This window comes from Streptomyces sp. NPDC048295, assembly GCF_040652135.1.
Lineage (GTDB): Bacteria > Actinomycetota > Actinomycetes > Streptomycetales > Streptomycetaceae > Streptomyces.
Genome location: NZ_JBEZLL010000004.1, coordinates 371,760 through 395,979, shown reverse-complemented (window position 1 = coordinate 395,979; position 24,220 = coordinate 371,760). Strand labels below are relative to the sequence as shown.

The 24,220-nt window shown below is 69.7% G+C and carries 20 protein-coding genes and 3 tRNA genes; 13 read left to right on the top strand and 10 right to left on the bottom strand.

All coding sequences use genetic code 11. The features are described from left to right. Positions 1 to 61 precede the first annotated feature (61 nt). The 3 genes from hrpA (at position 62) to AB0D53_RS08380 (ending at position 4,603) form a co-directional block, all read left to right on the top strand. Entirely contained in the window at positions 62 to 3,997 is a 3,936-nt protein-coding gene (gene hrpA, locus AB0D53_RS08390; protein WP_362441893.1) for an ATP-dependent RNA helicase HrpA, read from the top strand. Positions 3,998 to 4,156: 159 nt separating this feature from the next. Beyond that, positions 4,157 to 4,231, top strand: a tRNA-Asp gene (locus AB0D53_RS08385). Between the two features lie 138 nt (positions 4,232 to 4,369). Beyond that, positions 4,370 to 4,603: a DUF6274 family protein gene (locus AB0D53_RS08380; RefSeq protein ID WP_362441890.1), complete on the top strand. Its 234-nt coding sequence runs from the start codon at positions 4,370 to 4,372 to the stop codon at positions 4,601 to 4,603. A gap of 510 nt (positions 4,604 to 5,113) precedes the next feature. Here the strand turns inward: AB0D53_RS08380 and bldC are convergent. Further along, positions 5,114 to 5,320: a developmental transcriptional regulator BldC gene (gene bldC / locus AB0D53_RS08375; protein ID WP_003949541.1), complete on the bottom strand. Its 207-nt coding sequence runs from the start codon at positions 5,318 to 5,320 to the stop codon at positions 5,114 to 5,116. 524 nt (positions 5,321 to 5,844) lie between these two features. Beyond that, entirely contained in the window at positions 5,845 to 6,690 is an 846-nt protein-coding gene (locus AB0D53_RS08370) for a hypothetical protein (protein WP_362441887.1), read from the bottom strand. Between the two features lie 175 nt (positions 6,691 to 6,865). On the opposite strand from AB0D53_RS08370, the gene AB0D53_RS08365 reads away from it, so the two are divergent. Continuing rightward, positions 6,866 to 7,957: a Glu/Leu/Phe/Val dehydrogenase dimerization domain-containing protein gene (locus tag AB0D53_RS08365; protein ID WP_362441884.1), complete on the top strand. Its 1,092-nt coding sequence runs from the start codon at positions 6,866 to 6,868 to the stop codon at positions 7,955 to 7,957. 311 nt (positions 7,958 to 8,268) lie between these two features. Beyond that, positions 8,269 to 8,526 (top strand): DUF3073 domain-containing protein, encoded by a 258-nt coding sequence (locus tag AB0D53_RS08360; RefSeq protein WP_072488579.1) that lies wholly within the window; start codon positions 8,269 to 8,271, stop codon positions 8,524 to 8,526. A gap of 187 nt (positions 8,527 to 8,713) precedes the next feature. On the opposite strand, the gene purM is transcribed toward AB0D53_RS08360, so the two are convergent. Then, positions 8,714 to 9,787: a phosphoribosylformylglycinamidine cyclo-ligase gene (purM, locus tag AB0D53_RS08355; protein WP_362441882.1), complete on the bottom strand. Its 1,074-nt coding sequence runs from the start codon at positions 9,785 to 9,787 to the stop codon at positions 8,714 to 8,716. 60 nt (positions 9,788 to 9,847) lie between these two features. Beyond that, the gene (purF, locus tag AB0D53_RS08350) at positions 9,848 to 11,374 is read right to left on the bottom strand and encodes an amidophosphoribosyltransferase (RefSeq protein WP_362441879.1); all 1,527 of its coding nucleotides are present in this window, start codon (positions 11,372 to 11,374) and stop codon (positions 9,848 to 9,850) included. 426 nt (positions 11,375 to 11,800) lie between these two features. Between purF and AB0D53_RS08345 the strand changes: the two genes are divergently transcribed. Next, positions 11,801 to 11,899, top strand: coding sequence for a putative leader peptide (locus tag AB0D53_RS08345; protein WP_362441875.1), 99 nt, complete (start codon positions 11,801 to 11,803; stop codon positions 11,897 to 11,899). 233 nt (positions 11,900 to 12,132) lie between these two features. Then, positions 12,133 to 13,578 (top strand): sulfatase-like hydrolase/transferase, encoded by a 1,446-nt coding sequence (locus AB0D53_RS08340; RefSeq protein ID WP_362441872.1) that lies wholly within the window; start codon positions 12,133 to 12,135, stop codon positions 13,576 to 13,578. 161 nt (positions 13,579 to 13,739) lie between these two features. Here AB0D53_RS08340 and AB0D53_RS08335 read toward each other — a convergent pair whose 3' ends face one another. From AB0D53_RS08335 to AB0D53_RS08325, 3 genes are all read right to left on the bottom strand, one after another. Next, positions 13,740 to 14,552, bottom strand: a complete 813-nt coding sequence (locus AB0D53_RS08335; protein WP_362441869.1) for an META domain-containing protein — start codon at positions 14,550 to 14,552, stop codon at positions 13,740 to 13,742. Between the two features lie 73 nt (positions 14,553 to 14,625). Further along, positions 14,626 to 15,426: a sterol carrier family protein gene (locus AB0D53_RS08330; RefSeq protein ID WP_362441866.1), complete on the bottom strand. Its 801-nt coding sequence runs from the start codon at positions 15,424 to 15,426 to the stop codon at positions 14,626 to 14,628. 39 nt (positions 15,427 to 15,465) lie between these two features. After that, the gene (locus AB0D53_RS08325) at positions 15,466 to 16,104 is read right to left on the bottom strand and encodes a helix-turn-helix domain-containing protein (protein WP_362441862.1); all 639 of its coding nucleotides are present in this window, start codon (positions 16,102 to 16,104) and stop codon (positions 15,466 to 15,468) included. A 120-nt stretch (positions 16,105 to 16,224) separates the two neighbouring features. Between AB0D53_RS08325 and AB0D53_RS08320 the strand changes: the two genes are divergently transcribed. Continuing rightward, complete coding sequence (locus tag AB0D53_RS08320) at positions 16,225 to 17,754, top strand: MFS transporter (RefSeq protein ID WP_362441859.1); 1,530 nt, start codon at positions 16,225 to 16,227, stop codon at positions 17,752 to 17,754. Between the two features lie 92 nt (positions 17,755 to 17,846). On the opposite strand, the gene purL is transcribed toward AB0D53_RS08320, so the two are convergent. From purL to purS, 3 genes are read right to left on the bottom strand one after another with little or no spacing between them, the layout of a single operon-like run. Further along, positions 17,847 to 20,096 carry a phosphoribosylformylglycinamidine synthase subunit PurL gene (gene purL, locus AB0D53_RS08315; RefSeq protein ID WP_362441856.1) on the bottom strand — a complete coding sequence of 750 codons (2,250 nt, stop codon included), beginning with the start codon at positions 20,094 to 20,096 and terminating at the stop codon, positions 17,847 to 17,849. Continuing rightward, entirely contained in the window at positions 20,093 to 20,773 is a 681-nt protein-coding gene (purQ, locus tag AB0D53_RS08310) for a phosphoribosylformylglycinamidine synthase subunit PurQ (RefSeq protein WP_362441853.1), read from the bottom strand. Before purQ ends, purL begins: the two co-directional genes overlap by 4 nt. Then, the gene (purS, locus tag AB0D53_RS08305) at positions 20,770 to 21,030 is read right to left on the bottom strand and encodes a phosphoribosylformylglycinamidine synthase subunit PurS (protein ID WP_176729353.1); all 261 of its coding nucleotides are present in this window, start codon (positions 21,028 to 21,030) and stop codon (positions 20,770 to 20,772) included. Before purS ends, purQ begins: the two co-directional genes overlap by 4 nt. A gap of 383 nt (positions 21,031 to 21,413) precedes the next feature. Here purS and AB0D53_RS08300 point away from each other — a divergent pair, with 383 nt between their 5' ends. From AB0D53_RS08300 to AB0D53_RS08280, 5 genes are all read left to right on the top strand, one after another. Beyond that, positions 21,414 to 21,749, top strand: a complete 336-nt coding sequence (locus AB0D53_RS08300; RefSeq protein WP_329814903.1) for an Lsr2 family protein — start codon at positions 21,414 to 21,416, stop codon at positions 21,747 to 21,749. Positions 21,750 to 21,913: 164 nt separating this feature from the next. Next, positions 21,914 to 21,985: transfer RNA gene (locus AB0D53_RS08295), tRNA-Gly, on the top strand. Between the two features lie 98 nt (positions 21,986 to 22,083). After that, a tRNA-Gly gene (locus tag AB0D53_RS08290) sits at positions 22,084 to 22,156 on the top strand. Between the two features lie 132 nt (positions 22,157 to 22,288). After that, a complete protein-coding gene (locus tag AB0D53_RS08285; RefSeq protein WP_362441849.1) occupies positions 22,289 to 23,356 on the top strand; it encodes an ABC transporter ATP-binding protein in 1,068 nt (355 codons plus the stop codon). Continuing rightward, positions 23,356 to 24,213 carry an ABC transporter permease gene (locus tag AB0D53_RS08280; RefSeq protein WP_362441845.1) on the top strand — a complete coding sequence of 286 codons (858 nt, stop codon included), beginning with the start codon at positions 23,356 to 23,358 and terminating at the stop codon, positions 24,211 to 24,213. The genes AB0D53_RS08285 and AB0D53_RS08280 overlap by 1 nt, the downstream gene beginning before the upstream one ends. The last annotated feature ends 7 nt before the right edge of the window (positions 24,214 to 24,220 follow it).

Sequence of the window (24,220 nt, the reverse complement as noted above, 5' to 3'; positions counted from 1 at the left end):
ATCCGGACCGCACGAAATGTGTTCGCCCTTCCTCGGGCCCGGGTGAGATCCTGGGCTCCGTATGTCTACTTCCTTCGCTGATCTCCAGAACCGGCTCGGACAGATCTCGCTCCGCGACGCGCACCGGCTCGGCCGCCGTCTCGAAGGGGCGCGCCGCATCCGTAAGCCCGAGGCCCGGCAGTCCGTGCTGGACGAGATCGCCGCCGAGGCCGGAAAGGCGGCCGAGCGGCTTTCGCTGCGTGCCGCGCGGATGCCCGCCGTGTCGTACCCGGAACAGCTCCCGGTCAGTCAGAAGAAGGACGAGATCCTTGAGGCGATACGCGACCACCAGGTCGTGATCGTCGCCGGGGAGACCGGCTCCGGCAAGACCACGCAGATCCCGAAGATCTGCATGGAGCTGGGGCGCGGCGTCCGGGGCATGATCGGGCACACCCAGCCGCGCCGGATCGCGGCCCGTACGGTCGCCGAGCGTGTCGCGGACGAGCTGAAGACGCCGCTGGGCGAGGCGGTCGGCTGGAAGGTCCGTTTCACCGACCAGGTGAACCCCGAAGCGACGTTCGTCAAGCTGATGACGGACGGCATCCTGCTCGCCGAGATCCAGACGGACCGCGAGCTGCGCGCGTACGACACGATCATCATCGACGAGGCCCACGAGCGGTCGCTGAACATCGACTTCCTGCTCGGCTATCTGGCCAGGCTGCTGCCCGAGCGCCCGGACCTGAAGGTCGTCATCACCTCGGCGACGATCGACCCCGAGCGGTTCGCCCGCCATTTCGGCGAGGCGCCGATCGTCGAGGTCAGCGGGCGTACGTACCCGGTCGAGGTGCGGTACCGGCCGCTTCTGGAGGAGGAGGGCGACGACTCCGACCGCGACCAGATCACCGCGATCTGCGATGCCGTCGACGAGCTCCAGACCGAGGGTCCGGGCGACGTCCTGGTCTTCCTCTCCGGCGAGCGGGAGATCCGTGACACCGCGGACGCGCTGAACAAGCGCAATCTCCGCCACACCGAGGTGCTCCCGCTCTACGCCCGGCTCTCGCACGCCGAGCAGCACCGGGTCTTCCAGCGCCACACCGGCCGCCGGATCGTCCTGGCGACCAATGTCGCCGAGACCTCGCTGACCGTCCCCGGCATCAAGTACGTGATCGACCCGGGCAACGCCCGGATCTCCCGCTACAGCCACCGCACCAAGGTCCAGCGGCTGCCGATCGAGCGGATCTCGCAGGCCAGCGCCAACCAGCGCAAGGGCCGCTGCGGCCGTACGTCGGACGGCATCTGCATCCGGCTGTACTCCGAGGACGACTTCCTGACCCGTCCGGAGTTCACCGACCCGGAGATCCTCCGTACCAACCTCGCCTCCGTCATCCTCCAGATGACCGCGGCCGGCCTCGGCGACATCGAGAAGTTCCCCTTCATCGACCCGCCGGACCACCGCAACATCCGTGACGGCATCCAGCTCCTCCAGGAGCTCGGTGCGCTGGACCTGGAGGAGAAGTCCCCCCAGGAGGGGAAGAAGGGGAAGCGGCTCACCCAGCTCGGCCGCAAGCTCTCGCAGCTGCCGGTGGACCCGCGCCTGGCCCGCATGGTCATCGAGGCCGACCGCAACGGCTGTGTCCGCGAGGTCATGGTCATCGCGGCGGCGCTCTCCATCCAGGACCCGCGCGAGCGGCCCGCGGAGAAGCAGACGCAGGCCGACCAGCAGCACGCCCGCTTCAAGGACGAGACGTCCGACTTCCTGGCGTTCCTGAACCTGTGGCGGTACATCCGCGAGCAGCAGAAGGAGCGCGGCTCGTCCAGCTTCCGCCGGATGTGCAAGCAGGAGTATCTGAACTTCCTGCGCATCCGCGAATGGCAGGACATCTACGCGCAGCTGCGCACGGTCGCCAAGCAGATGGGCATCCAGCTCAATGAGGAGGACGCGCCGGAGCAGTCGGTGCACACCTCGCTGCTGGCCGGGCTGCTCTCGCACATCGGTCTGAAGGACACCGAGAAGAACGAGTACCTGGGCGCCCGCAGCGCCAAGTTCGCGATCTTCCCCGGATCGGCGCTCTTCAAGAAGCAGCCGCGGTTCGTGATGTCGGCCGAACTGGTCGAGACGTCCCGGCTGTGGGCGCGGGTCAACGCCAAGGTCGAGCCGGAGTGGATCGAGCCGCTGGCCCAGCATCTGCTGAAGCGCACCTACAGCGAGCCGCACTGGGAGAAGGACCAGGCGGCGGTGATGGCGTACGAACGGGTCACGCTCTACGGGGTGCCGATCGTCGCCCAGCGCAAGATCAATTTCGGCCGGATCGACGCCGAGGCCTCCCGCGACCTGTTCATCCGCAATGCCCTGGTCGAGGGTGACTGGCGGACCCACCACCAGTTCTTCCACGACAACCGCAAACTGCTCGGCGAGGTCGAGGAGCTGGAGCACCGCGCCCGGCGCCGCGACATCCTCGTGGACGACGAGACGCTCTTCGACTTCTACGACCGGCGCATCCCCGAGCACGTGGTCTCCGGGGCGCACTTCGACTCCTGGTGGAAGCACAAGCGCCGGGACGAGCCGGACGCGCTGGACTTCGAGCGCTCGATGCTCATCAACGAGAAGGCCGGGGCCGTCACCAAGGACGACTATCCGGACTCCTGGCGCCAGGGGAAGCTGAAGTTCAAGGTCACCTACCAGTTCGAGCCGGGTGCGGACGCCGACGGTGTGACCGTCCACGTCCCGCTCCAGGTGCTCAACCAGGTCACCCCCGAGGGCTTCGACTGGCAGATCCCCGGTCTGCGGGAGGAAGTGGTCACCGAGCTGATCCGCTCGCTGCCCAAGCCGATCCGCCGGCACTACGTCCCCGCGCCGAACTACGCGGACAAGTTCCTGGACCGGGCCGTTCCGCTGCAGGAGCCGCTGCCGGTCACGCTGGCCCGGGAGCTCCAGCGAATGGTCGGCGTCCCGGTCTCGGCCGACGACTTCGACCTGGGCCGCGTCCCGGACCATCTGAAGATCACGTTCCGGATCGTCGACGAGCGGCGCCGCAAGGTGGCCGAGGACAAGGACCTGGAGGCGCTGAAGCTCCAGCTGCGCCCGAAGGCCCGTCAGGCGCTCTCCAAGGCCGCCGCGGCCACCGCCGGGCCCTCGGGCGAGTCCATCGAGCGTTCGGGGCTCACGGACTGGACGATCGGCACGCTGAACCGCGTCTTCGAGACCCGCCGGGCCGGTCAGCCGGTCAAGGCGTACCCGGCGCTGGTGGACCAGGGCGGGACCGTCGCCGTACGGCTCTTCGACACCGAGGCCGAGCAGCAGCAGGCGATGTGGCTGGGCACCCGGAAGCTGATCATGCTGAACGTTCCGGTGAACCCGGCGAAATTCGCCTCCGACAAGCTGACGAACCAGCAGAAGCTGGCCCTGTCCCGCAATCCGCACGGCTCCATCCAGGCGCTGTTCGAGGACTGCGCGACGGCGGCCGCCGACCGGCTGATCGGCGCGCACGGCGGCCCTGCCTGGGACGAGGAGTCGTTCCGGAAGCTGTACGACAAGGTGCGCGCCGACCTGGTCGCCCTGACCGAGCACACGGTCAAGCAGGTCCAGCAGGTGCTGGCCGCCTGGCAGGCCTGCGAGCGGCGCCTGAAGGCCACCAACAGCCTGGTCCTGGTCGACAACGTCACCGACGCCCGGGACCAGCTCGCGGCCCTCGTCCCGCCGGACTTCGTCACGAGGACCGGACTGCGCAGGCTGCCCGACCTGATGCGCTATCTGGTCGCCGTGGACCGCCGGCTCCAGCAGATGCCGACGGCCGTCCAGCGCGACACCACACGCATGGAGAAGGTCCACGAGATGCAGGACGAGTACGCCTGGCTGCTCGAACAGATGCCGCAGGGCAGGCCCGTACCGCAGGAGGTGCTGGACATCCGCTGGATGATCGAGGAGCTCCGGGTCAGCTATTTCGCCCATGCGCTGGGGACGGCCTACCCGGTCTCCGACAAGCGGATCGTGAAGGCGATCGACGCGGCGGCGCCGTGAGAAACGGACCGTACGGACCGGACCGGACGGTCCGTTCATGCCCTGTCGGGCCGTGACGGGCCGCGACGGAGCCGCCACCTTCGGTGAGTTCGACCTGACCCTCTGACCTGCTGTACAGTCTGGTTTCGCAGCCAGCCGCAAGGCAAGCAGCGAAAACCTGGTCCTGTGGAGCAGTTTGGAGTGCTCGCCACCCTGTCAAGGTGGAGGCCGCGGGTTCAAATCCCGTCAGGACCGCAGTAACGAAAGCCCGGATCCTTCTGGATCCGGGCTTTCGCGCGTCTTGACTCCGGTGACCGCCGACGAGTAGTCAGACAGCAGAGGCCGTCCCTGTTCTCCCACTGCGGGGCGGCGGTCCACCGGGAGGTGGCGCGTATGGCGGCGTCCGCCGTGCACGAGACCCGCGCGCTCCTGCGCGCCCATCTGGCAGCCGCTTCCGGCCGCCGCCATCTCACCCGCCGCTGTCCGACCTGCCATCTGCTCCTGCGGCTCGCCATGGAGCCCGTGGCGGCCTGCCGGACCGATTCCGCCCCCGAACCGCCGGCCCTGCTTCCAGGGCGCCAGGACGGCCTCCTGGAGGCCGAGGACGAAAGTCCCCCGGAAGGGTGACCAATGGCGGGGCTTTCCGCTTCCCGGTGGTGGCAGGCTCGTATCCGACAGGGCTTGCGCGGTGTGACGGGAGTCACTGAACGAGTTTTACGAAGGGGTGACTTTACACCCTTCCTACAACTGGCGAATTTAATATGTGCAATTGCACCGCCCCCGCGAGAGCGTTCGAGAACCATTCCGATCACCCCGGTCCGGCCTTCCCGGGCAGTCCGGAACACTCTCGAACAGACCCGCTCAAGCCCGCACGGCACCCCGGCCACACCCGACCGGACGCGCGGTTTCCGGCACCTCCGGCGGCCGAGCCCGGCCCCCGGGGTCGCGTGGGCACCGGCACATGGGCACAAAAAAGATCGCGCTGGACCCGGCGGAGTCCAGCGCGATCGAATGACGCACCCGTATTGCACAGGTATGGCGCCCGTTGGGGCGGGCGCCCGTCATTTGGAGCCATGGGTGGGCGTGTACGGGTTGGGGGACCCGGAAGCCCGGTTGTTGCGGCGTGACAGGGGTGTGTCAGGCCTCGCTGCGCTGCTGCGGAATACCCGCAAGCAGTGCGCGGACCTCTGCCTCGCGGTACCGGCGATGTCCACCGAGCGTGCGGATGGACGTGAGCTTGCCTGCCTTGGCCCAGCGGGTAACCGTCTTCGGGTCCACGCGGAACATCGTGGCAACCTCAGCCGGGGTCAGCAGCGGCTCGGCATCAGGGGTGCGAGCGGTCATGAGCGGCCTCCTCGGGAGAACCGAACCATCTCGGTTCTTTCCTCTAAATTCTGCACCTTGACCCGCGTTGCCCGAAATGGCGGACGCGGGCCGAGTCGGTTATAGGACGAACGGCTTGTCCTCGGCACTACAACTACACCATCCGTCCAGCCACGTCGGCCAAACCGATGGAATTGCCCTCCCAGGTGTTCATCAGCGACGGAAGCCGATGGACCATGCCATAGCGGACAGTCACCCCGCCGTGACGATCAGTCACAGAGCGATCAGGAGCCATCAGACCCCCCATAGAGTGCAATGCTGAGCATTCCGCCCTTAGTTGGACGGACAGAACCCTCCCCGGGCTCCTTGTCCTATTTTGGCATGAGGGGTGGGGAAGGGCGCAAGGGCCCAGTTAGTGCTATCCATCACGCTTGAGGCAAAGGCCCGGTTCGGGACGTAGGTCCCGAGATCACAGGAGTACGCTTCCGCCTCTTCGTTCCCACATGTCACACAGGACACACGGAACAGACGCCGATATCGCCCCGTCAGTTCGCGAACTGACGATCCCTTACGGAACGCCAGCGCTCCGCCAGCCGCCCGTACGCCTCGCTCGCCCCCTCGGTGTCGCCCGCCTGGAGTGCCGCGATGCCCTCGGCCACATCGGCGGCCGACCGGTCCCCGGCGAGCTGCTTCGCGGGCAGCGCGTGCACCAGACCGCCGTAGTCCAGCTCGACCAGCGCACGCGGATGGAACTCCTCCAGCCAGCGCCCCACGTCCACCAGCCCCTCGGCCAGCCCGCCCCCGTCCACCGACTCCCGCAGCGTCTTCAGTCCCCGGGCCAGCCGGCGGCGGGCCTGGACCATCGGCGTCCGGTACCGCAGCACGGGCCCCGCACCGTTCTCGCCCGCCGCCACGTACTCCCGCTCCTCGTCGGAGAAGAGCACGAACCACCGCACCGGCACCTGCCACACCGAGGTACGGATCCACGGCCGGGCGTCCGGATTCCGCTCCGCCCACCGCTCGTGGTCCACCACCGCCTGCCCGAGCACCACCGGCGGCAGCACCGCGTCGAGCACCGGCGCCGGGAACATCTCCGTCAGCCCCTCCAGTGCCAGCCAGCCGCGCAGCCTGGTCCGCCACGGGCAGACGCACACCACCCCGTCGACCTCGGCGACGAACGCGTCCGCGCTCTCGTGCACCGGCACGACGGCCGGCGGGGTGGCCGCCAAGTCGGCCAGCGAACGGCGCAGTTCGTCCTGTGCCGTGGGCATCCGGGCACGCCCGGCGTACCGCGCCCAGTGGGCGCGTTCGGGCTCCGGGAAGGCGGCCAGCGGCTCGTACACCCGGAGATAGGACGCATAAGGGACGAGCACCGAAGACACCACCGACATGCAGCAGATCGTGTCACGCCCGTACTCCGCCGGGGGGTGATCCTGGGCACTGAAACGGATCTACGGCCGCGTAGGACTTACCCTCGTGCCCAGTCGGACCGGCCGTAGCGGCCGGTCCGCGGCCCTCCCCACCTTCAGGAGGGTCTTCGCCGCTTCGTACTTGGGAGTCACCACAGTGACCGATGTGACCGGCGCGCCTGTTGATGTACTGCACACCCTGTTCCGGTCGGAGCAGGGGGGCCACGAGCAAGTCGTGCTCTGCCAGGACCGTGCCAGCGGACTCAAGGCCGTCATCGCCATCCACTCCACCGCCCTGGGCCCGGCCCTGGGCGGCACCCGCTTCTATCCGTACGCCTCCGAGGAGGAGGCCGTCGCGGACGCGCTGAACCTCTCGCGCGGCATGTCGTACAAGAACGCCATGGCCGGTCTCGACCATGGCGGCGGCAAGGCCGTCATCATCGGCGACCCCGAGCAGATCAAGTCGGAGGAACTGCTGCTGGCCTACGGCCGGTTCGTGGCCTCGCTCGGCGGGCTGTACGTGACCGCCTGCGACGTCGGCACCTATGTCGCCGACATGGACACCGTCGCCCGCGAGTGCCGCTGGACCACCGGCCGCTCCCCCGAGAACGGCGGCGCCGGCGACTCCTCGGTCCTCACCGCGTTCGGTGTCTTCCAGGGCATGCGGGCCTCCGCGCAGCACGTCTGGGGCGACCCGACGCTACGTGGCCGAAAAGTGGGGGTCGCCGGAGTCGGCAAGGTCGGCCACTACCTCGTCGAGCATCTGCTCTCGGACGGCGCGGAGGTCGTGATCACCGATGTGCGGGAGGAGTCCGTACGCCGGATCACCGAGAAGCACCCCGGGATCGCCGTCGCCGCGGACACCGACGCGCTGATCCGTACCGAGGGCCTCGACATCTACGCCCCGTGCGCGCTCGGCGGCGCGCTGAACGACGAGAGCGTCGCGGTGCTCACGGCGAAGGTGGTGTGCGGTGCGGCCAACAACCAGCTCGCGCATCCCGGCGTGGAGAAGGACCTCGCGGACCGGGCGATCCTGTACGCGCCCGACTATGTGGTGAACGCAGGCGGTGTCATCCAGGTCGCCGACGAGCTGCACGGCTTCGACTTCGACCGGTGCAAGGCCAAGGCGTCGAAGATCTTCGACACCACGCTGGCCATATTCGCACGTGCGAAGGACGACGGCATTCCGCCGGCCGCCGCGGCCGACCGGATCGCCGAACAGCGGATGGCCGAAGCCCGCCGCCGCTGACGGTGGCGGACGCGTCACCCCGCGTCCGCACCACCGTGGACAGCCGACCCGCCGACCGGCGAGACAAGACTCACGCCGGTCGGCGGGTCGCATGCCAAGAAGAGGTTAAAATCGCAGTTGACCAGCGAGGACGGGGCTTCTCGCCGGTCTCCTTCCGGGGCGCGTGATGCGGGCGGCGTACCGTATGGCCGCGGAAGCAGGTACCGTTAAAGCCCTACGGGCACGGTCTCTCAGCCGAGAGTCCGTCCTGAAACATGAACGCGTGTCAAGACTCTGGGGCCGTCGAGCCCCGTCACCGAGGGGGTCGAGCCATGGGGCGCGGCCGGGCAAAGGCCAAGCAGACAAAGGTCGCCCGCCAGCTGAAGTACAGCAGCGGCGGGACTGACCTGTCGCGTCTGGCCAATGAGCTGGGCGCATCGCCTTCGAGTCAGCCACCGAACGCAGAGCCGTTCGAGGACGACGACGAGGAAGATGACCCGTACGCACAGTACGCGGATCTGTACAACGACGACGAGGACGAGGACGAGGACGACAAGTCCGGTCCGTCGTCACAGCGCCGCGGCGCTTGACCTCGCGCTGACACATCAACCCGGTCCGGGCCTGTCCCGGACCGGGTTCTGTGCTGCCCCGGCCCGGTCCGGCCGCCTGTGCGGGAGCCGGTTTCCCCGATGCCTTCCCCGGCCGCCGGACGTGCTGTGATCCCGGCGGCCGAGGAGGTGGCGGACACCGGGTTCGGCCCGGTGTGCCCGCCCGTGTCTATCGCGCGTACCCGCCGACGAGCTCCGCGCCCGAGGTGTGCGCCCCGCGCTCGGTGATCTCGCCCGCGACCCAGGACTCGACCCCGCGGTCGGCCAGCGTCGTCAGTGCCGCGTCCACGGACTCGGCCGGGACGATCGCGATCATGCCGACGCCCATGTTCAGCGTCTTCTCCAGCTCCAGCTGCTCGACCTGTCCCGTGCGGCCGACCAGGTCGAAGACCGCGCCGGGCGTCCAGGTGGAGCGGTCGACCCTGGCGTGCAGTCCGTCCGGGATGACCCGGGCCAGGTTGTTGGCCAGGCCGCCGCCGGTGATGTGGCTGAAGCCGTGCACCTCGGTCGTGCGGGTGAGCGCCAGGCAGTCCAGCGAGTAGATCCTGGTGGGCTCCAGGAGTTCCTCGCCGAGCGTGCGGCCGAACTCCTCGATCTGCCGGTCCAGCGACCAGCCGGCCCGGTCGAAGACCACGTGCCGGACGAGCGAGTACCCGTTGGAGTGAAGACCGGACGACGCCATGGCGATCACCACGTCACCCTTACGGATACGGTCCGGGCCCAGCAGCCGGTCGGCCTCGACCACACCCGTACCGGCGCCGGCGACATCGAAGTCGTCCGGGCCGAGGAGGCCGGGGTGCTCGGCGGTCTCGCCGCCGACCAGGGAGCAGCCCGCGAGGACGCAGCCCTCGGCGATGCCCTTCACGATGGCCGCGACACGCTCGGGGTGGACCTTGCCGACGCAGATGTAGTCGGTCATGAAGAGCGGCTCGGCACCGCAGACGACCAGGTCGTCGACGACCATCCCTACGAGGTCGTGGCCGATGGTGTCGTAGACGCCCATCTTGCGGGCGAGGTCGACCTTCGTGCCGACGCCGTCGGTGGCGGAGGCGAGCAGCGGACGCTCGTAGCGCTTGAGGGCCGAGGCGTCGAAGAGGCCGGCGAAACCGCCGAGGCCGCCGAGGCCCGCGACCTCGGGGCGCTGCGTCTTCTTCACCCACTCCTTCATCAGCTCGACGGCGCGGTCGCCGGCTTCGATGTCGACGCCTGCTGCCGCGTAGGAAGCACCTGTTGTCTCAGACATTGCCTGGGATCTTTCGTGTGGAAATACGGGGCTGGTGGCCAGAGGTGTGCGGCCGGGCCGTCACGGACGACGCAGTGCGTCGGACGCGGCGGTCGCCGCCGGGCCTGCCGCCAGCTCGGTCTCCAGCAGCTGCTTGCCGAGCAGCTCCGGGTCCGGGAGCTCCATCGGGTACTCGCCGTCGAAACAGGCGCGGCAGAGGTTCGGCTTGGCGATCGTCGTCGCCTCGACCATGGCGTCGAGCGAGATGTACGCGAGTGAGTCCGCGCCCATCGACGTGGAGATCTCGTCGACGGTCATGCCGTTGGCGATCAGCTCGGCGCGGGTCGCGAAGTCGATGCCGAAGAAGCAGGGCCACTTCACAGGCGGGGACGAGATCCGGATGTGGATCTCGGCGGCACCGGCCTCGCGGAGCATCCTGACCAGTGCGCGCTGGGTGTTGCCGCGGACGATCGAGTCGTCGACGACCACCAGGCGCTTGCCCTTGATGACTTCCTTGAGCGGGTTCAGCTTGAGGCGGATGCCCAGCTGCCGGATGGTCTGGGACGGCTGGATGAAGGTCCGGCCGACGTACGCGTTCTTCACCAGGCCGGCGCCGAACGGAATGCCGCTGGCCTCCGCGTAACCGATGGCGGCGGGGGTGCCGGACTCCGGGGTCGCTATGACCAGATCGGCCTCGACCGGGGCCTCGGCGGCCAGCTTCCGGCCCATCTCCACCCGGGAGAGGTAGACGTTGCGCCCGGCGATGTCGGTGTCGGGGCGGGCCAGGTAGACGTACTCGAAGACACAGCCCTTGGGCTTCGCTTCCGCGAACCGCGAGGTGCGCAGGCCGTTCTCGTCGATGGCGACGAGCTCGCCCGGCTCGATCTCGCGGACGAAGCTGGCACCGCAGATGTCGAGGGCGGCGGACTCGGACGCCACCACCCAGCCGCGCTCCAGCCGGCCGAGGACCAGCGGGCGGATGCCCTGCGGGTCACGGGCCGCGTAGAGGGTGTGCTCGTCCATGAAGACGAGGGAGAAGGCGCCCCTGACATCGGGGAGCACCTTCGCGGCGGCCTGCTCGATGGTGAGCGGCTTGCCGTCGTCGTCGGTCTGGCCGGCGAGCAGCGCGGTCACCAGGTCGGTGTCGTTCGTCGCGGCGACCTGGGTGGCGCGGCCGTCCTTGCGGGGAAGCTCTGCGACCATCTCGGCGAGCTGGGCCGTATTGACCAGATTGCCGTTGTGACCCAGGGCGATCGAGCCGTGCGCGGTCGCACGGAACGTCGGCTGCGCGTTCTCCCACACCGAGGCACCGGTGGTGGAGTAGCGGGCATGACCGACCGCGATATGGCCCTGGAGAGATCCCAGAGACGTTTCGTCGAAGACCTGCGAGACCAGTCCCATGTCCTTGAAGACCAGGATCTGGGACCCGTTGCTCACTGCGATGCCCGCGGACTCCTGTCCACGGTGCTGCAGGGCATACAGTCCGAAATAGGTGAGCTTGGCGACCTCTTCGCCCGGAGCCCAGACACCGAAGACGCCGCAAGCGTCCTGGGGGCCTTTCTCTCCGGGGAGCAGGTCGTGGTTGAGTCGTCCATCACCACGAGGCACGCCACCGAGTGTAGGCGAGATCGACCACTGGTCCGAATTCGGGATACCGGCCCGGACCACCGGGGAAGCGCTCCCAGGGGCGGTTCGGGGACCACTCCGGGCGGTTACGAGGAGTGATCATCCGCGGGTCGCTGCGGAGTCCGGATCGAGCCACAGGGCGGCGGCCGCCCGGATCAGCGCCCGGTTACCGTCGGATTCAGGCCATCTGGGCCGAGCGGTCCGCCGGGCCGGACGGTGGCGCTCGGTGAGGCGGTCGGCGGCCCGGCTCGGAGTCGGACCGAACGCGCGTTTCGTGGCGAGCCTCACACCGCGATGCCGGGGATGCGGCCCCGGGACCCCTCGGCCCGGCGTCGTCGGCCGGGGCGGAGGTCCGCAGTACGAGACCGCCGTTGACAGGCGCATGGCCGGTTGGCAGGCTCCTGCACCATGCAGCCGCAGCCTCTCGGTGACCGCTCGGTCACGCTCGTGGAGCGCCGGCACGTCGATCTGGGACGTGTCGCGAGCGCCATCTGTCGCCGCGCCTGATTCCGGCGCGCCCTCGGCTGCCCCCGCTTCCCCGGTCCACCGCCCGTCCGGCGGCCGATGCCGCTTCCGGCGCCCCGCCGCGCGCCGGTCTGCGTACGCGTACCCCTTCCTCCCCCTCCCACAGCCCTGCGCGCAGCCGCGCCGGCAGGCCGTAGCCACGGCCGTGTCCGGCGCCTGACCGGCCTGTCCGCCCCTCGCCGCCGCGCGCGGCCGAGCCCTGCCCTGGAGCAGCCATGTCTTCTCGCGATGCGAACAACAGTTCTGAAACCTCTCTGACCAGGCGGGCCTTCGGGACCGCCGTCGGCGCGACCGCCGCGACCGCCGCCGTCGGCCTCCCGGCCGCCTCCCCCGCCGCGGCCGCGTCCGCGGCCGACAGCGTCCGGGAACGGCCCTTCCGGGCTGCCCGCGGCAAGCACGCCCGGCGGCCCAACATCCTCTTCATCCTCGGCGACGACCTCGGCTGGGCCGACCTCTCCTCGTACGGGTCGCCGAACATCCGCACCCCCCACCTGGACCGGCTCGGGCGGGAGGGAGTGCGATTCACGGACGCCTACGCCGGGTCCGCCACCTGCTCCCCCACCAGATTCAGCCTCTACACCGGCCGCTATCCGGGCCGTACGAAGGGCGGGCTCGCCGAGCCCATCGCGGACCGGTCGGTGGGACTCGAACCCACCCACCCCACGCTCGCCTCGCTGCTGCGCGGCGCCGGATACGCCACCGCGCTGATCGGCAAGTGGCACTGCGGCTACCTGCCCGACTACAGCCCCACCCGGTCCGGCTGGGACGAGTTCTTCGGGAACTTCGGCGGGGCGCTGGAGTACTACTCCAAGCTCGGCCTCGGCGGCGAGTACGACCTGTACGAGGGCGACGCCGAGTACAAGGACCTGCGCTACTACACCCGGATCCTGACCGAGCGGGCGAGCGAGTACGTACAGCGCGACCACGAGCGGCCGTGGCTGCTCAACCTGAACTTCACCACCCCGCACTGGCCGTGGATCGCGGAGGGCGACACCGCCGAGAGCGCGGAGATCGTCCGCAGGATCAAGGAGGGCGGGCTCTCGGGGCTCTTCCACTCCGACGGCGGCTCGATCGAGAAGTACCGGCAGATGGTGGAGGACCTGGACCGTTCGGTCGGCGAGGTGCTGAAGGCGCTGAAGCGGTCCGGGCAGGAGGAGGACACGCTCGTCTTCTTCGCCAGCGACAACGGCGGCGAGCGCTTCTCGTACCAGTGGCCGCTCTCCGGCAACAAGAGCTCGCTCCAGGAGGGCGGCATCCGGGTTCCGGCAGTGCTGCGCTGGCCCGCCAGGATCGATCCGCACCAGGTGAGCGATCTGCCGGTGTTCTCGCCCGACTGGACGGCGACCCTGCTGGAGCTCGGCGGCGCCCGGCCCGACCCCGCCCATCCGCTGGACGGCATCAGCCTCGCCGGATATCTGCTGCGGGACGAGCGGCCCCGGGAGCGTGATCTGTTCTGGCGGGTGCGCGGGGAACGGGCGCTGCGCCGCGGCGACTGGAAGTACTACCGGGGCAGGAGCGGGAAGGACCAGCTGTTCCAGCTCGCCCACGACCAGCGCGAACAGGCCGACCGGGCGGCCGCCGAGCCGGAGCTGCTGGCCGAGCTGAGGGCGTCCTGGGAGCGGACCGACGCCGGACTGCTGCCGTACCCGACGGGGTCCTGAGCCATGGTCCGACGGGGTCCTGAGCCACGGCCCGACGGGGTCCTGAGCCACGGCCCACCGGGGTCCTGAGTCACGGCCCGACGCAGATCCTGGCTCTCAGGTGCCGGGTGCCGGAGCTCCTCCCCCTGTGCCCGGGTCACCTGCCGGGTGCTCGGGTCGCGTCACCTGCCGGGTGCCGGGGCCGTAGCGCCGAGTCCCTCGCCGTTCACCGCGGTGAGGGACAGCGTGCGGTGGTCGATCCGGTACGTCGTCCTCCCGTCCAGGACCGCCAGCAGGGCACGCTCCAGCTCCATCCGGGGGTCCGGGCACATCATCCTGGTGCCCTCGGCCGGTCCGAACGTGATGGTGGATCCGGTGACCGTCGCGGTGGAGCGGAACCGGTTGCAGCCGAGGGTGCCCCGTACCGAGCCGTCCTCGCCGAAGGTCAGCCGCGCCTTCTTCTCCGTACCCGCGGGCAGCGACGAGGCGGTCGAGCCGGAGACCAGGGAGGTGACGGTCCAGGTGGTGCCGGTGAGCGGGGCCGGGGGCTCCGAGGTCAGGGCGATGGAGTCGCCGGTCCTCGTGGTCAGGGTCAGGGTCCTGCCCGTGACGGCGGCGGTGAGTTCGCCGCTGAACGCGCGGGACATGGCCGTCTCGAACCGCTGGACGTCCTTCGCGCAGCCCTTCGCCGTGGTCGTGGTCCGCCGCACGGTGATCGTGTCGCCGTCCGTGCGGGTCTCGGCGGTGAAGCTGTTGCAGCCGAAGTTCCCCCTGGCTGCGCCCTCGGGGCCGATCACCACATGGGCGCCGTCCGGGGCTTCGGTCCGTTGCCCGCCGGACGTCACCGAGTCGACGTTCCAGTGGACGCCGGTGACGCGCGGGCCGGTCCGTACCGAACCGCTGCCGTCACCGGTCGTCGTCCCGTTCCCGCAGGCGGCAAGGGTGAGGGGGGCGAGGAGGGTCAGCGCTCCCACAGCCGTCCGTCGGTTCCGCATGGGCCGGTTCCGCTTCCGCGTGGACTGATTCCGCATGGCCCTGGGACGGTGCGGCTCGGCGTCCGGTTCCCGCTCACCCCATCAGGGGCAGCAGGGCGGCCAGGTCGGCCCGCTCCCCGCTCGCGGCGACCTTCGCCCCGTCGAGCGCCCGCGCCCACTCCGTGCGCCCGGTGGCGAGCCGGATCCAGGTGAGTGGGTCGGTCTCGACGACATTGGGCGGCGTTCCGCGGGTGTGCCGGGGGCCCGGCACGCACTGGACGACGGCGAACGGCGGGACCCGCACCTCGACCGAGCCGCCCGGCGCCTTCTCCGCGAGGGCGTCGGCGAGCAGCCGGGTGCAGGCGGCGAGGGCCTGCCGGTCGTACGGGATGTCGAGGCCGGCCGCCTCGTTCAGGTCGTCGGTGTGCACGACGAGTTCGACGGTACGGGTGACGAGGAAGTCGGCCAGTCGCATCACCCCGAGCCGCGTCGGCAGCAGCCGCTCGTCGCCGGCCCCGGGCACCAGCTCCTCGAACCGCCCCGCGACCTCCCCGTACAGCGCGTCCAGGTCGGAGCGGTCCACGGCGAGCGCTTTGGTGTCGTCCGCGATGCGCGCGGCCCGGTCCGCGGTCCTGAACGGCCACTCGACGAGTGTCAGGTCGGGCTTCTCCGCAGCGGGTTCCGGCAGCTCCAGATTCCGGGTGACGGCCGAGAGCGCCATGGTCAGGTGTACGGCCAGTTCACGCACGGTCCAGTCGCCGAGCCGGGTCGGCAGCGCGAGCTGTGCGGGCGTCAGGGTACGTACGGCTGCCCGGACATGGGCGAACTGTGCCAGGACCGCGGTGCGGGTCCTGGCCGGGTCGTAGCGGCGGGCACGTTTCTGGGACGGCGGCATGTCCGGGAGCCTAGGACACGGCGGACGGCCCCGGCGGTCTCAGGGGCGGGTCGCGAAGTCGGCCAGGCCGTCGGCGAGCAGGCCGAAACCCCGCTCGGCGAGCGCGACGGCGTCCGGTGCGACCACGTCCGCCGACTCCCCCGCCAGCAATCGCAGTTGGTTCACCTGGATGAGCGCGTTGCGGGTGCCGATCAGCTGGACGGCCACGACCCGGGCGATGGCCGGCTCCTCCCCCTCCTCGACCAGGGCTTCGGCGAGCAGGTCGAAGGAGCGCATGGAGAACGCGTGGGCCCGGGTGAGCAGCGCCGGGGTCTCCACGATCAGCCGGCGCACCCTGAGCACCACCGGCGCGTCACTCATCCCGACCGAGGGATCGCGGCGTTCGACGCAGGCCAGGAACTGCCCGCGCACGGCGGCCAGGACGGACTCGCCGGGGGCCCGGTCCCGCACCGCGCGCGCGACATCGCCGATGTGCTCCTCCATGGGAGCGAGGACCAGGTCCTCCTTGCCGGCGAAGTAGTTGAAGACAGTCATCTTCGACACCTCGGCCGCCTCCGCGATCTCGGCGACCGAGACCTTGTCGAAGCCGCGCTCGGCGAAGAGTTCGGTGGCCGCGGCCAGCAGGCGGTGCCGCGTCTGGAGCTTCTTGCGCTCGCGCAGGCTCATCCCCTCGGTCATGGCGTCACTGTACCAGGATGAATGTTAATCCCAGATTAATTCTTGACTCGGTACATTCTCTTGGGTCATGGTGGTGCCCGGCCGCGGCGGCCTCACGCCGCCCGGGAGGGGAGCTCCGCCATGTCAGCAGCCAGACCCGCAGTCATGACCGACCGTCAGCGCGTCATCGGACTCGTGCTCTGCATCGCCACGATCCTGCTGGCCGTGCTCGACACGAACATCGTCTCCGCGGCGACCGTGCCGATCGTCAGCGATCTCGACCCGGTGCACGGCGTCGACACGATCCCCTGGCTGATCGCCGCCTATCAGCTCGCCGCGACCGCGGCACTTCCGCTGTACGGGAAGCTCTGCGACGTACTCGGCGCCAAGAAGGTCTTCATCGGGGCCGTCGCCTCCTTCCTCGCCGGTTCGGCGCTGTGCGGAATGGCCGGCTCCATGGGCTGGCTGATCGCCGCCCGCGCGCTCCAGGGCATCGGCGGTGGTGGACTGATGAGCGTCACCATGGTCGTGCTGCGTGAGCTCGACGACCCCGAGAAGAAGGATGGCGGCAAGGGCGCCGGCGTCGGCGGGATCGTCGCGGGGGCGGGGATGGCGCTCGGGCCGTGGCTCGGCGGAGCCCTCGCCGACCATGCCGGCTGGCGGTGGATCTTCTACGTCAATCTTCCGGTCGGCCTCGCCGTCCTGGCCGCGGCGGTCCGGGTGCTGAAGCTGCCCGTCCACACCACCCGCCGCACGATCGACTTCCTTGGCGCCGGGCTCGCGGCCGCCTTCTCCACCATGCTGCTGCTGGTCACCGAGTGGGGAGGCAAGGATCACGCCTGGTCGTCCCCGCTGATCGTCGGCCTCCTCGTGGCGACCGTCGCCGCGCTCGCCCTCTTCGTACGCCGCCAGGCCACCGCGGCCGAACCGGTGCTGCCGCTCGGCCTGTTCAGGATCCGTGGGCTCCGCTACGGCTTCGCCGTCCAGGGCCTGGTCGGCGCGGCCATGATGGGCTCGATGGTCTACGTGATGATCTATCTCCAGGTCGTGCGGGGGATCGCCGCCTCGTCGGCCGGGCTCCATCTGGTCCCGATGGCGATCGGAATGGCGGCCGTCGGCCTGCTCTCCGACCGGCTCGCCGCGGCCGGCTGGTCGCAGAAGACCTTCGTCCTCAGCGGCACCGTCTGCGCGTCCGCCGCCCTGGCCCTGCTCGCCACGCTCTCCACCGGCACCAGCCTCTGGACGGTCCGCGCCGCGCTGCTGCTGATGGGGATCGGCTTCGGACAGCTCGTGGGCCAGCTGATCCAGCTGGTCCAGGACACCGCACCGGCCGGGCAGTTGGGTGTGGCCACGACCGCCATCCGGTTCTTCCAGACCCTCGGCGGCGCGCTGGGCGCCGCCCTCTTCGGCACCGTACTCAGCAGGGTCTACGCGGCCCGCGGCCCCGGCGGCACGACCAGCGGCATCGGCCGGCTGACCGGCCACGCCCACCAGCAGGCACTGGACGCCTTCGTCGCCTCGACGAACGCGGTCTTCCGGGCCGCGACCGGAGTGATGATCCTGGCGACGGTCCTGGCGACCCGGCTGCCCTCCCGGCGGGAACCGGAAGCGGCGGACGTGAATGCCGTCGAATTCACCACACCTCGGTCACGCACGCCGCTCCACCGATGAAACGGAATTCCGCCGGAATTCCGCACCCGGACCGTACGAGGACGGCCCCGCCCATGAACAGGGCGGGGCCATCCTCGTCAGGAACAGGTACGTCAGGCGAGCAGAGCCGGAATGGTCGCCTCGTGCGCCGTACGCAGCTCGCTCAGCGGAATGCTGAACTCGCCCTGGATCTCGATCTCCTCGCCGTCCACGACACCGATCCGGGCGACGGGCAGACCCCGCGCACCGCACATGTCGTTGAAGCGCAGTTCCTCGCTCCGCGGCACCGAGACGACCGCGCGCCCCGCCGACTCGGAGAAGAGGAACGTGAACGCGTCCAGACCGTCCGGCACGACCAGCCGGGCACCCTTCCCGCCGCGCAGGCAGGACTCGGTGACCGCCTGGACCAGACCGCCGTCGGAGAGGTCGTGCGCCGCGTCGATCATGCCGTCGCGGGAGGCCGAGATCAGGATCTCGCCGAGCAGCTTCTCGCGGCCCAGGTCCACCTCGGGCGGCATGCCGCCGAGGTGGTTGTGGACGACCTCGGACCAGGCCGAGCCGCCGAACTCCTCACGCGTGTCGCCCAGCAGGTAGAGGAGCTGGCCCTCTTCCGCGAAGGCGACCGGCGTACGCCGGTTGACGTCGTCGATCACACCGAGCACGGCCACGACCGGCGTCGGGTGGATCGCCGTCTCGCCGGTCTGGTTGTACAGCGAGACGTTGCCGCCGGTGACCGGGGTGCCCAGCTCCAGGCAGCCGTCCGCGAGACCACGGGTGGCCTCGGCGAACTGCCACATGACGTCCGGGTCCTCGGGCGAACCGAAGTTCAGGCAGTCCGAGATGGCCAGCGGCTTGGCGCCGGAGGCGGCGACGTTGCGGTACGACTCCGCCAGCGCGAGCTGCGCACCGGTGTACGGGTCGAGCTTGGCGTACCGGCCGTTGCCGTCGGTCGCCATGGCCACGCCCAGGTTCGACTTCTCGTCGATCCGGACCATGCCGGCGTCCTCGGGCATCGCGAGCACGGTGTTGCCCTGCACGAACCGGTCGTACTGGTCGGTGATCCAGGACTTCGACGCCTGGTTCGGCGAGGCGACCAGCTTGAGGACCTGCTCGCGCAGCTCCGCGCCGTTCGCCGGCCGGGCCAGCTTGCCCGCGTCGTCGGCCTGGAGCGCGTCCTGCCAGGACGGGCGGGCGAACGGACGGTGGTACGTCGGGCCCTCGTGGGCCACGGACCGCGGCGGCACGTCGACGATCTGCTCGCCGTGCCAGAAGATCTCCAGCTGGGAGCCCTCGGTCACCTCACCGATGACGGTGGCGATGACGTCCCACTTCTCGCAGATCTCCAGGAAGCGCCCGACGTGCTGCGGCTCGACGATCGCGCACATGCGCTCCTGCGACTCGCTCATGAGGATTTCCTCGGGCGAGAGGGAGGAGTCGCGCAGCGGCACGGTGTCCAGCTCGACGCGCATGCCGCCGGATCCGGCGGAGGCCAGCTCGGACGTGGCGCAGGAGAGCCCGGCGCCGCCGAGGTCCTGGATGCCCGCGACGAGCTTCTCCTTGAAGATCTCCAGGGTGCACTCGATGAGGAGCTTCTCCTGGAACGGGTCGCCGACCTGGACGGCCGGGCGCTTGGCCGGGCCGGTCGACTCGAAGGTCTCCGAGGCCAGCACGGAGACGCCGCCGATGCCGTCGCCACCGGTGCGGGCACCGTAGAGGATCACCTTGTTGCCGGGGCCGGAGGCCTTGGCCAGGTGGATGTCCTCGTGCTTCATCACGCCGATGCAGCCGGCGTTGACCAGCGGGTTGCCCTGGTAGCAGGCGTCGAAGACGACCTCGCCGCCGATGTTCGGCAGACCCAGGCAGTTGCCGTAGCCGCCGATGCCCGCGACGACGCCCGGCAGGACGCGCTTGGTGTCGGGGTGGTCGGCCGCACCGAAGCGCAGCGGGTCGACGACGGCGACCGGGCGGGCGCCCATGGCGAGGATGTCGCGGACGATGCCGCCGACGCCGGTGGCCGCGCCCTGGTAGGGCTCGATGTACGAGGGGTGGTTGTGCGACTCGACCTTGAAGGTGACCGCGTACCCCTGGCCGACGTCGACCACACCGGCGTTCTCGCCGATGCCGACGAGCATCGCGTCGTTGACGGGGACCTTCTCGCCGAACTGCTTGAGGTGGACCTTGCTGCTCTTGTACGAGCAGTGCTCGGACCACATCACGGAGTACATGGCGAGCTCGGCGCCGGTGGGACGGCGGCCCAGGATCTCGCGGATCCGGGCGTACTCGTCCTCCTTGAGGCCGAGCTCCTTCCAGGGCTGCGCGACGTCCGGGGTCTCGGCCGCGTGCTTGACCGTATCCAGGCTCATGCGTTGACCAGCTTCTTGATGATCGAGGTGAAGAAACCGAGACCGTCGGTGCGACCGGTTCCGATCAGCGGCTCGACGGCGTGCTCCGGGTGCGGCATCAGGCCGACGACATTGCCCGCGGCGTTGGTGATGCCGGCGATGTCGCGCAGCGAGCCGTTGGGGTTCATGTCCAGGTAGCGGAAGGCGACCCGGCCCTCCGCCTCCAGCTCGTCGAGCACGCGCTCGTCGGCGACGTAACGCCCGTCCATGTTCTTGAGCGGTACGGAGATCTCCTGGCCCGCGGAGTAGTCCGAGGTCCAGGCGGTCTCCGCGTTCTCGACGCGCAGCTTCTGGTCGCGGCAGATGAAGTGCAGGTGGTTGTTCCGCAGCATCGCGCCGGGCAGCAGATGCGCCTCGGTCAGGATCTGGAAACCGTTGCAGATGCCGAGGACCGGCATCCCCGCCTTCGCCTGCTCGATGACGGTCTCCATGACCGGCGAGAAGCGGGAGATGGCGCCGGCCCGCAGATAGTCGCCGTAGGAGAAGCCGCCCGCCAGGATGACCGCGTCGACCTGGTGCAGGTCCTTGTCGCGGTGCCACAGCGATACGGGTTCGGCGCCCGCGACCCGTACGGCCCTCAGGCTGTCCTGGTCGTCGAGCGTGCCGGGAAAGGTGACGACTCCGATACGAGCAGTCACTTCGACTCCTCGGCCTTCTCCACCTTCACGGTGAAGTCCTCGATGACGGTGTTGGCGAGGAAAGTCTCGGCCATCTCGTGAATACGGCTGAGGGCGGCGTCGTCGACCGGCCCCTCGACCTCCAGCTCGAAACGCTTTCCCTGACGTACGTCCGCGATTCCCTCGAAGCCGAGACGGGGCAGTGCACGCTGCACCGCCTGTCCCTGCGGGTCGAGGATCTCGGGCTTGAGCATGACGTCGACTACGACGCGTGCCACTGGCACTCCCGGTTTGGTGTGGTGCGGCTGTTTCTCCGGGGGGTTCCCCAGACCCCCGCAGGTCCCCTCAGCCTACCTGGCCAGAAATTCTACGCGGGTAGATATCGAGAACCCTTGATCACACCCAGATATCGGACGGGACAACGCACGGGGAAAGTCCTGCAAAAAAAATCCTCACCGGCAGCACACATAGAAGGCTGACACGCGGAGGTAATTGGGCGGGCTTCACCATACGGCTCCCACCGCTGTACAAATGATTACCGGGGAATGCAGCATTGACCCTAAACAGTCGGCAACCGTCGACGCCGTATCCGCCCGGCAGCCGGAAGGCCGGTATCGGCGCACATCGGACATGCCGATACCGCAGGAAAGGACCGATATCCGTGGCTCAACGCGTAGTGGTCACGCTCTCCGACGACATCGACGGGGGAGACGCGGCGGAAACGGTCAGCTTCGCCCTGGACGGGAAGTCGTACGAGATCGACCTCAACCCATCCAATGCAAAGAAACTGCGCAAGGCCCTCGCGCCGTACATGGCGGCAGGCCGAAAGCGGACGAACGTCGGCAAGCGCGGCAAGGCCCCCGTCTCGTACCGGCACACTTCGCTCGCACCCGACCCGGCGGCCGTGCGCGCCTGGGCCCGCTCGCACCGGATGGAGGTACCGGCCCGCGGCCGGATCCCCAAGAAGGTCTACGAGGCGTTCCGCGAAGCGAGTTGACCGGCCGGCCCGGTCCGGCCCCCGTCCGCACCGTCCGCCGGAGGCCGCCACGGACCCCTTCGGCGACACCCTGCGGGCACCGACTTGCGCTACACCCCTGCAGGTCGGCTAAAGTCTGGAGCACGCCGAGGGGCAAGGCCGAAAAGCCGAACCCCACGCAGCGTGCGGGTGTAGTTCAGTAGCAGAACATCCCCCTTCCAGGGGGAAGGCGCAGTGTGCAATTCCTGTCACCCGCTCTGCATCGCTCTTACCGACCACTCCGGTGGATCGGGTAGAGTAATGCTCGCACCGCCCGATGGATCTCCTCCCGGGGAGTACAATGAGCGGCAGCAATGCGGACGTGGCTCAGTTGGTAGAGCATCACCTTGCCAAGGTGAGGGTCGCGAGTTCGAATCTCGTCGTCCGCTCTTGATCGAAATGAAGGCCCTGGTCGATATCGACCAGGGCCTTCGTCGTGCTCTCCATCACATGACGTTTGTCATGAGCAGTGATGACAGCTCGCACTGATCCCGTCGCCGATCCCGCGGAAATCTGTAGGCATGACCAGCGACGACTTTCCAGGCAACCGCGCGGACCGGGCCGTGGCACCCGCCACAGCCGCTTCCGCGACCGTCTCCGCGGCCATCTCCGCATCCACTTCCGTCTCCGCGTCCGCGTCCGCGTCCGTCTCCGCTTCCGTCCCGACGTCCGGTGCGGTGATCGAGGCGGCCGGTGTCCGGCGGCGATATGCGGGCGGCTTCGGGGCCGTGGCCGGTGTCTCCTTCTCGGTGGCGCGCGGTGAGCTCTTCGCCCTGCTCGGTACGAACGGCGCCGGGAAGACCTCCACCGTCGAGCTGCTGGAGGGCCTGGCCAGGCCCGACGCCGGCACGGTCCGGGTGCTCGGGCACGACCCGTTCCGCGAGCGCGCCGCCGTCCGGCCGCGGATCGGGGTGATGCTCCAGGAGGGCGGCTTCCCGTCCGAGCTGACGGTCACCGAGACGGTACGGATGTGGGCGGGCTGCACCAGCGGCGCGCGCCCGACCGGTGAGGCACTGGAGCTGGTCGGGCTCGGCCACCGGGCGCGGGTGCGGGTCAAGCAGCTCTCCGGCGGCGAGCGGCGCCGTCTCGACCTGGCGCTGGCCCTGCTCGGCCGGCCCGAGGTGCTGTTCCTGGACGAGCCGACCACCGGGCTCGACGCCGAAGGGCGGCGGGACACCTGGGAGTTGGTGCGCGAGCTGCGGGACGGCGGCACCACCGTCCTGCTCACCACGCATTACCTGGAGGAGGCCGAGACGCTCGCCGACCGGCTGGCGATCATGCACCGGGGGCGGATAGTGACGGCGGGTACCACCGCCGAGGTGACGGCCGCCCGCCCCGCCCGCATCCGGTTCGAGCTGCCCCGGACAGTGCCGCCGGCCCGGCTTCCGCTGGGACTGCGGGCCGCCGCCGAGGATCACCGGATCGAGATACGCACCCACCGCTTGCAGGAGTCCCTGGACGAACTGCTCACCTGGGCAAGGGAGTCGGACGTCCGGCTGCTCGGCCTCGATGCCCGCTCGGCCTCGCTCGAAGAGGCATTTCTCGATATCGCGCAGAGCGCTTCGGAGTCCGAAAGGGTGGCTGCGTGATGACGACGACGACCACGACAACGACCACGACAACCGGCACAACCGGCGCGCCTGGTACGACGACTGGTACGACCGGCACGCGCACGGCGGCCGGCACGACGCTCCGGGGCCGGCTGACCGCCCTCGGGCGCGCCGAAGTCGCCCTGCTCGCCCGCAACCGGACTGCGGTGTTCGTCTCGCTGCTGATGCCCGCCGCCATGGTCCTGGCGATGAAGTCGACGCTGAAGCAGTCCGTTCTCGACGGGACCGGCCTGTCCGTCGCGGCGGCGGCGCTCACCGGTGGCATAGGCATCGTGCTGATGCAGGCCGTCTACATGAACCTGGTCTCGTCCTATGTGGCGCGGCGCGAGGACCTCGTCCTGAAGCGACTGCGTACCGGTGAGGTCACCGACCGGGAGATCCTCATCGGGACCGCCCTGCCGTCGGTCGCGCTGGCTCTGGCCCAGACCGTGGTGATCGTGGTGGCGGGGACGGCCTTCTTCGGCCTTGCCGCACCGCAGCGGCCCGAACTGCTCCTGGCGGGCCTGCTGCTGGGCGTGGTGCTGCTGGCGGCACTGGCCGCGGCCACCTCCGCGGTGACCCGCACCGTACAGACCTCGCAGCTCACCACCCTCCCGCTGTTCTTCATCTCGATGATGGGATCGGGGCTCTTCGTACCGCTGGAGATCATGCCCGACCCGATGGCATCCGTGTGCGAACTGCTGCCGGTGACCGGGGTGATGACGCTCGTGCGGACGGGCTGGCTGGGCGAGGCCGGCGGCTCCGACCTGCTCGTGGCCGCTCTGACCGGGCTGGCCTGGACCGGGTTCGCCGTGTTTGCTGTGCAGCGGTGGTTCCGCTGGGATCCGCGACGCTGAGGAGGGA

Bases quoted from the DNA above. Each gene is read 5' to 3' on its own strand.
- AB0D53_RS08340 (WP_362441872.1), top strand. From the start codon at position 12,133: ATGTCTTCTCGCGATGCGAACAACAGTTCTGAAACCTCTCTGACCAGG.
- AB0D53_RS08285 (WP_362441849.1), top strand. From the start codon at position 22,289: ATGACCAGCGACGACTTTCCAGGCAACCGCGCGGACCGGGCCGTGGCA.
- AB0D53_RS08330 (WP_362441866.1), bottom strand. From the start codon at position 15,426: ATGCCGCCGTCCCAGAAACGTGCCCGCCGCTACGACCCGGCCAGGACC.
- AB0D53_RS08380 (WP_362441890.1), top strand. From the start codon at position 4,370: ATGGCGGCGTCCGCCGTGCACGAGACCCGCGCGCTCCTGCGCGCCCAT.
- AB0D53_RS08280 (WP_362441845.1), top strand. From the start codon at position 23,356: ATGACGACGACGACCACGACAACGACCACGACAACCGGCACAACCGGC.
- purL (WP_362441856.1), bottom strand. From the start codon at position 20,096: ATGAGCCTGGATACGGTCAAGCACGCGGCCGAGACCCCGGACGTCGCG.
- bldC (WP_003949541.1), bottom strand. From the start codon at position 5,320: ATGACCGCTCGCACCCCTGATGCCGAGCCGCTGCTGACCCCGGCTGAG.
- AB0D53_RS08345 (WP_362441875.1), top strand. From the start codon at position 11,801: ATGCAGCCGCAGCCTCTCGGTGACCGCTCGGTCACGCTCGTGGAGCGC.
- AB0D53_RS08320 (WP_362441859.1), top strand. From the start codon at position 16,225: ATGTCAGCAGCCAGACCCGCAGTCATGACCGACCGTCAGCGCGTCATC.
- AB0D53_RS08360 (WP_072488579.1), top strand. From the start codon at position 8,269: ATGGGGCGCGGCCGGGCAAAGGCCAAGCAGACAAAGGTCGCCCGCCAG.
- purM (WP_362441882.1), bottom strand. From the start codon at position 9,787: ATGTCTGAGACAACAGGTGCTTCCTACGCGGCAGCAGGCGTCGACATC.
- AB0D53_RS08335 (WP_362441869.1), bottom strand. From the start codon at position 14,552: ATGCGGAACCGACGGACGGCTGTGGGAGCGCTGACCCTCCTCGCCCCC.
- hrpA (WP_362441893.1), top strand. From the start codon at position 62: ATGTCTACTTCCTTCGCTGATCTCCAGAACCGGCTCGGACAGATCTCG.
- AB0D53_RS08325 (WP_362441862.1), bottom strand. From the start codon at position 16,104: ATGACCGAGGGGATGAGCCTGCGCGAGCGCAAGAAGCTCCAGACGCGG.
- AB0D53_RS08370 (WP_362441887.1), bottom strand. From the start codon at position 6,690: ATGTCGGTGGTGTCTTCGGTGCTCGTCCCTTATGCGTCCTATCTCCGG.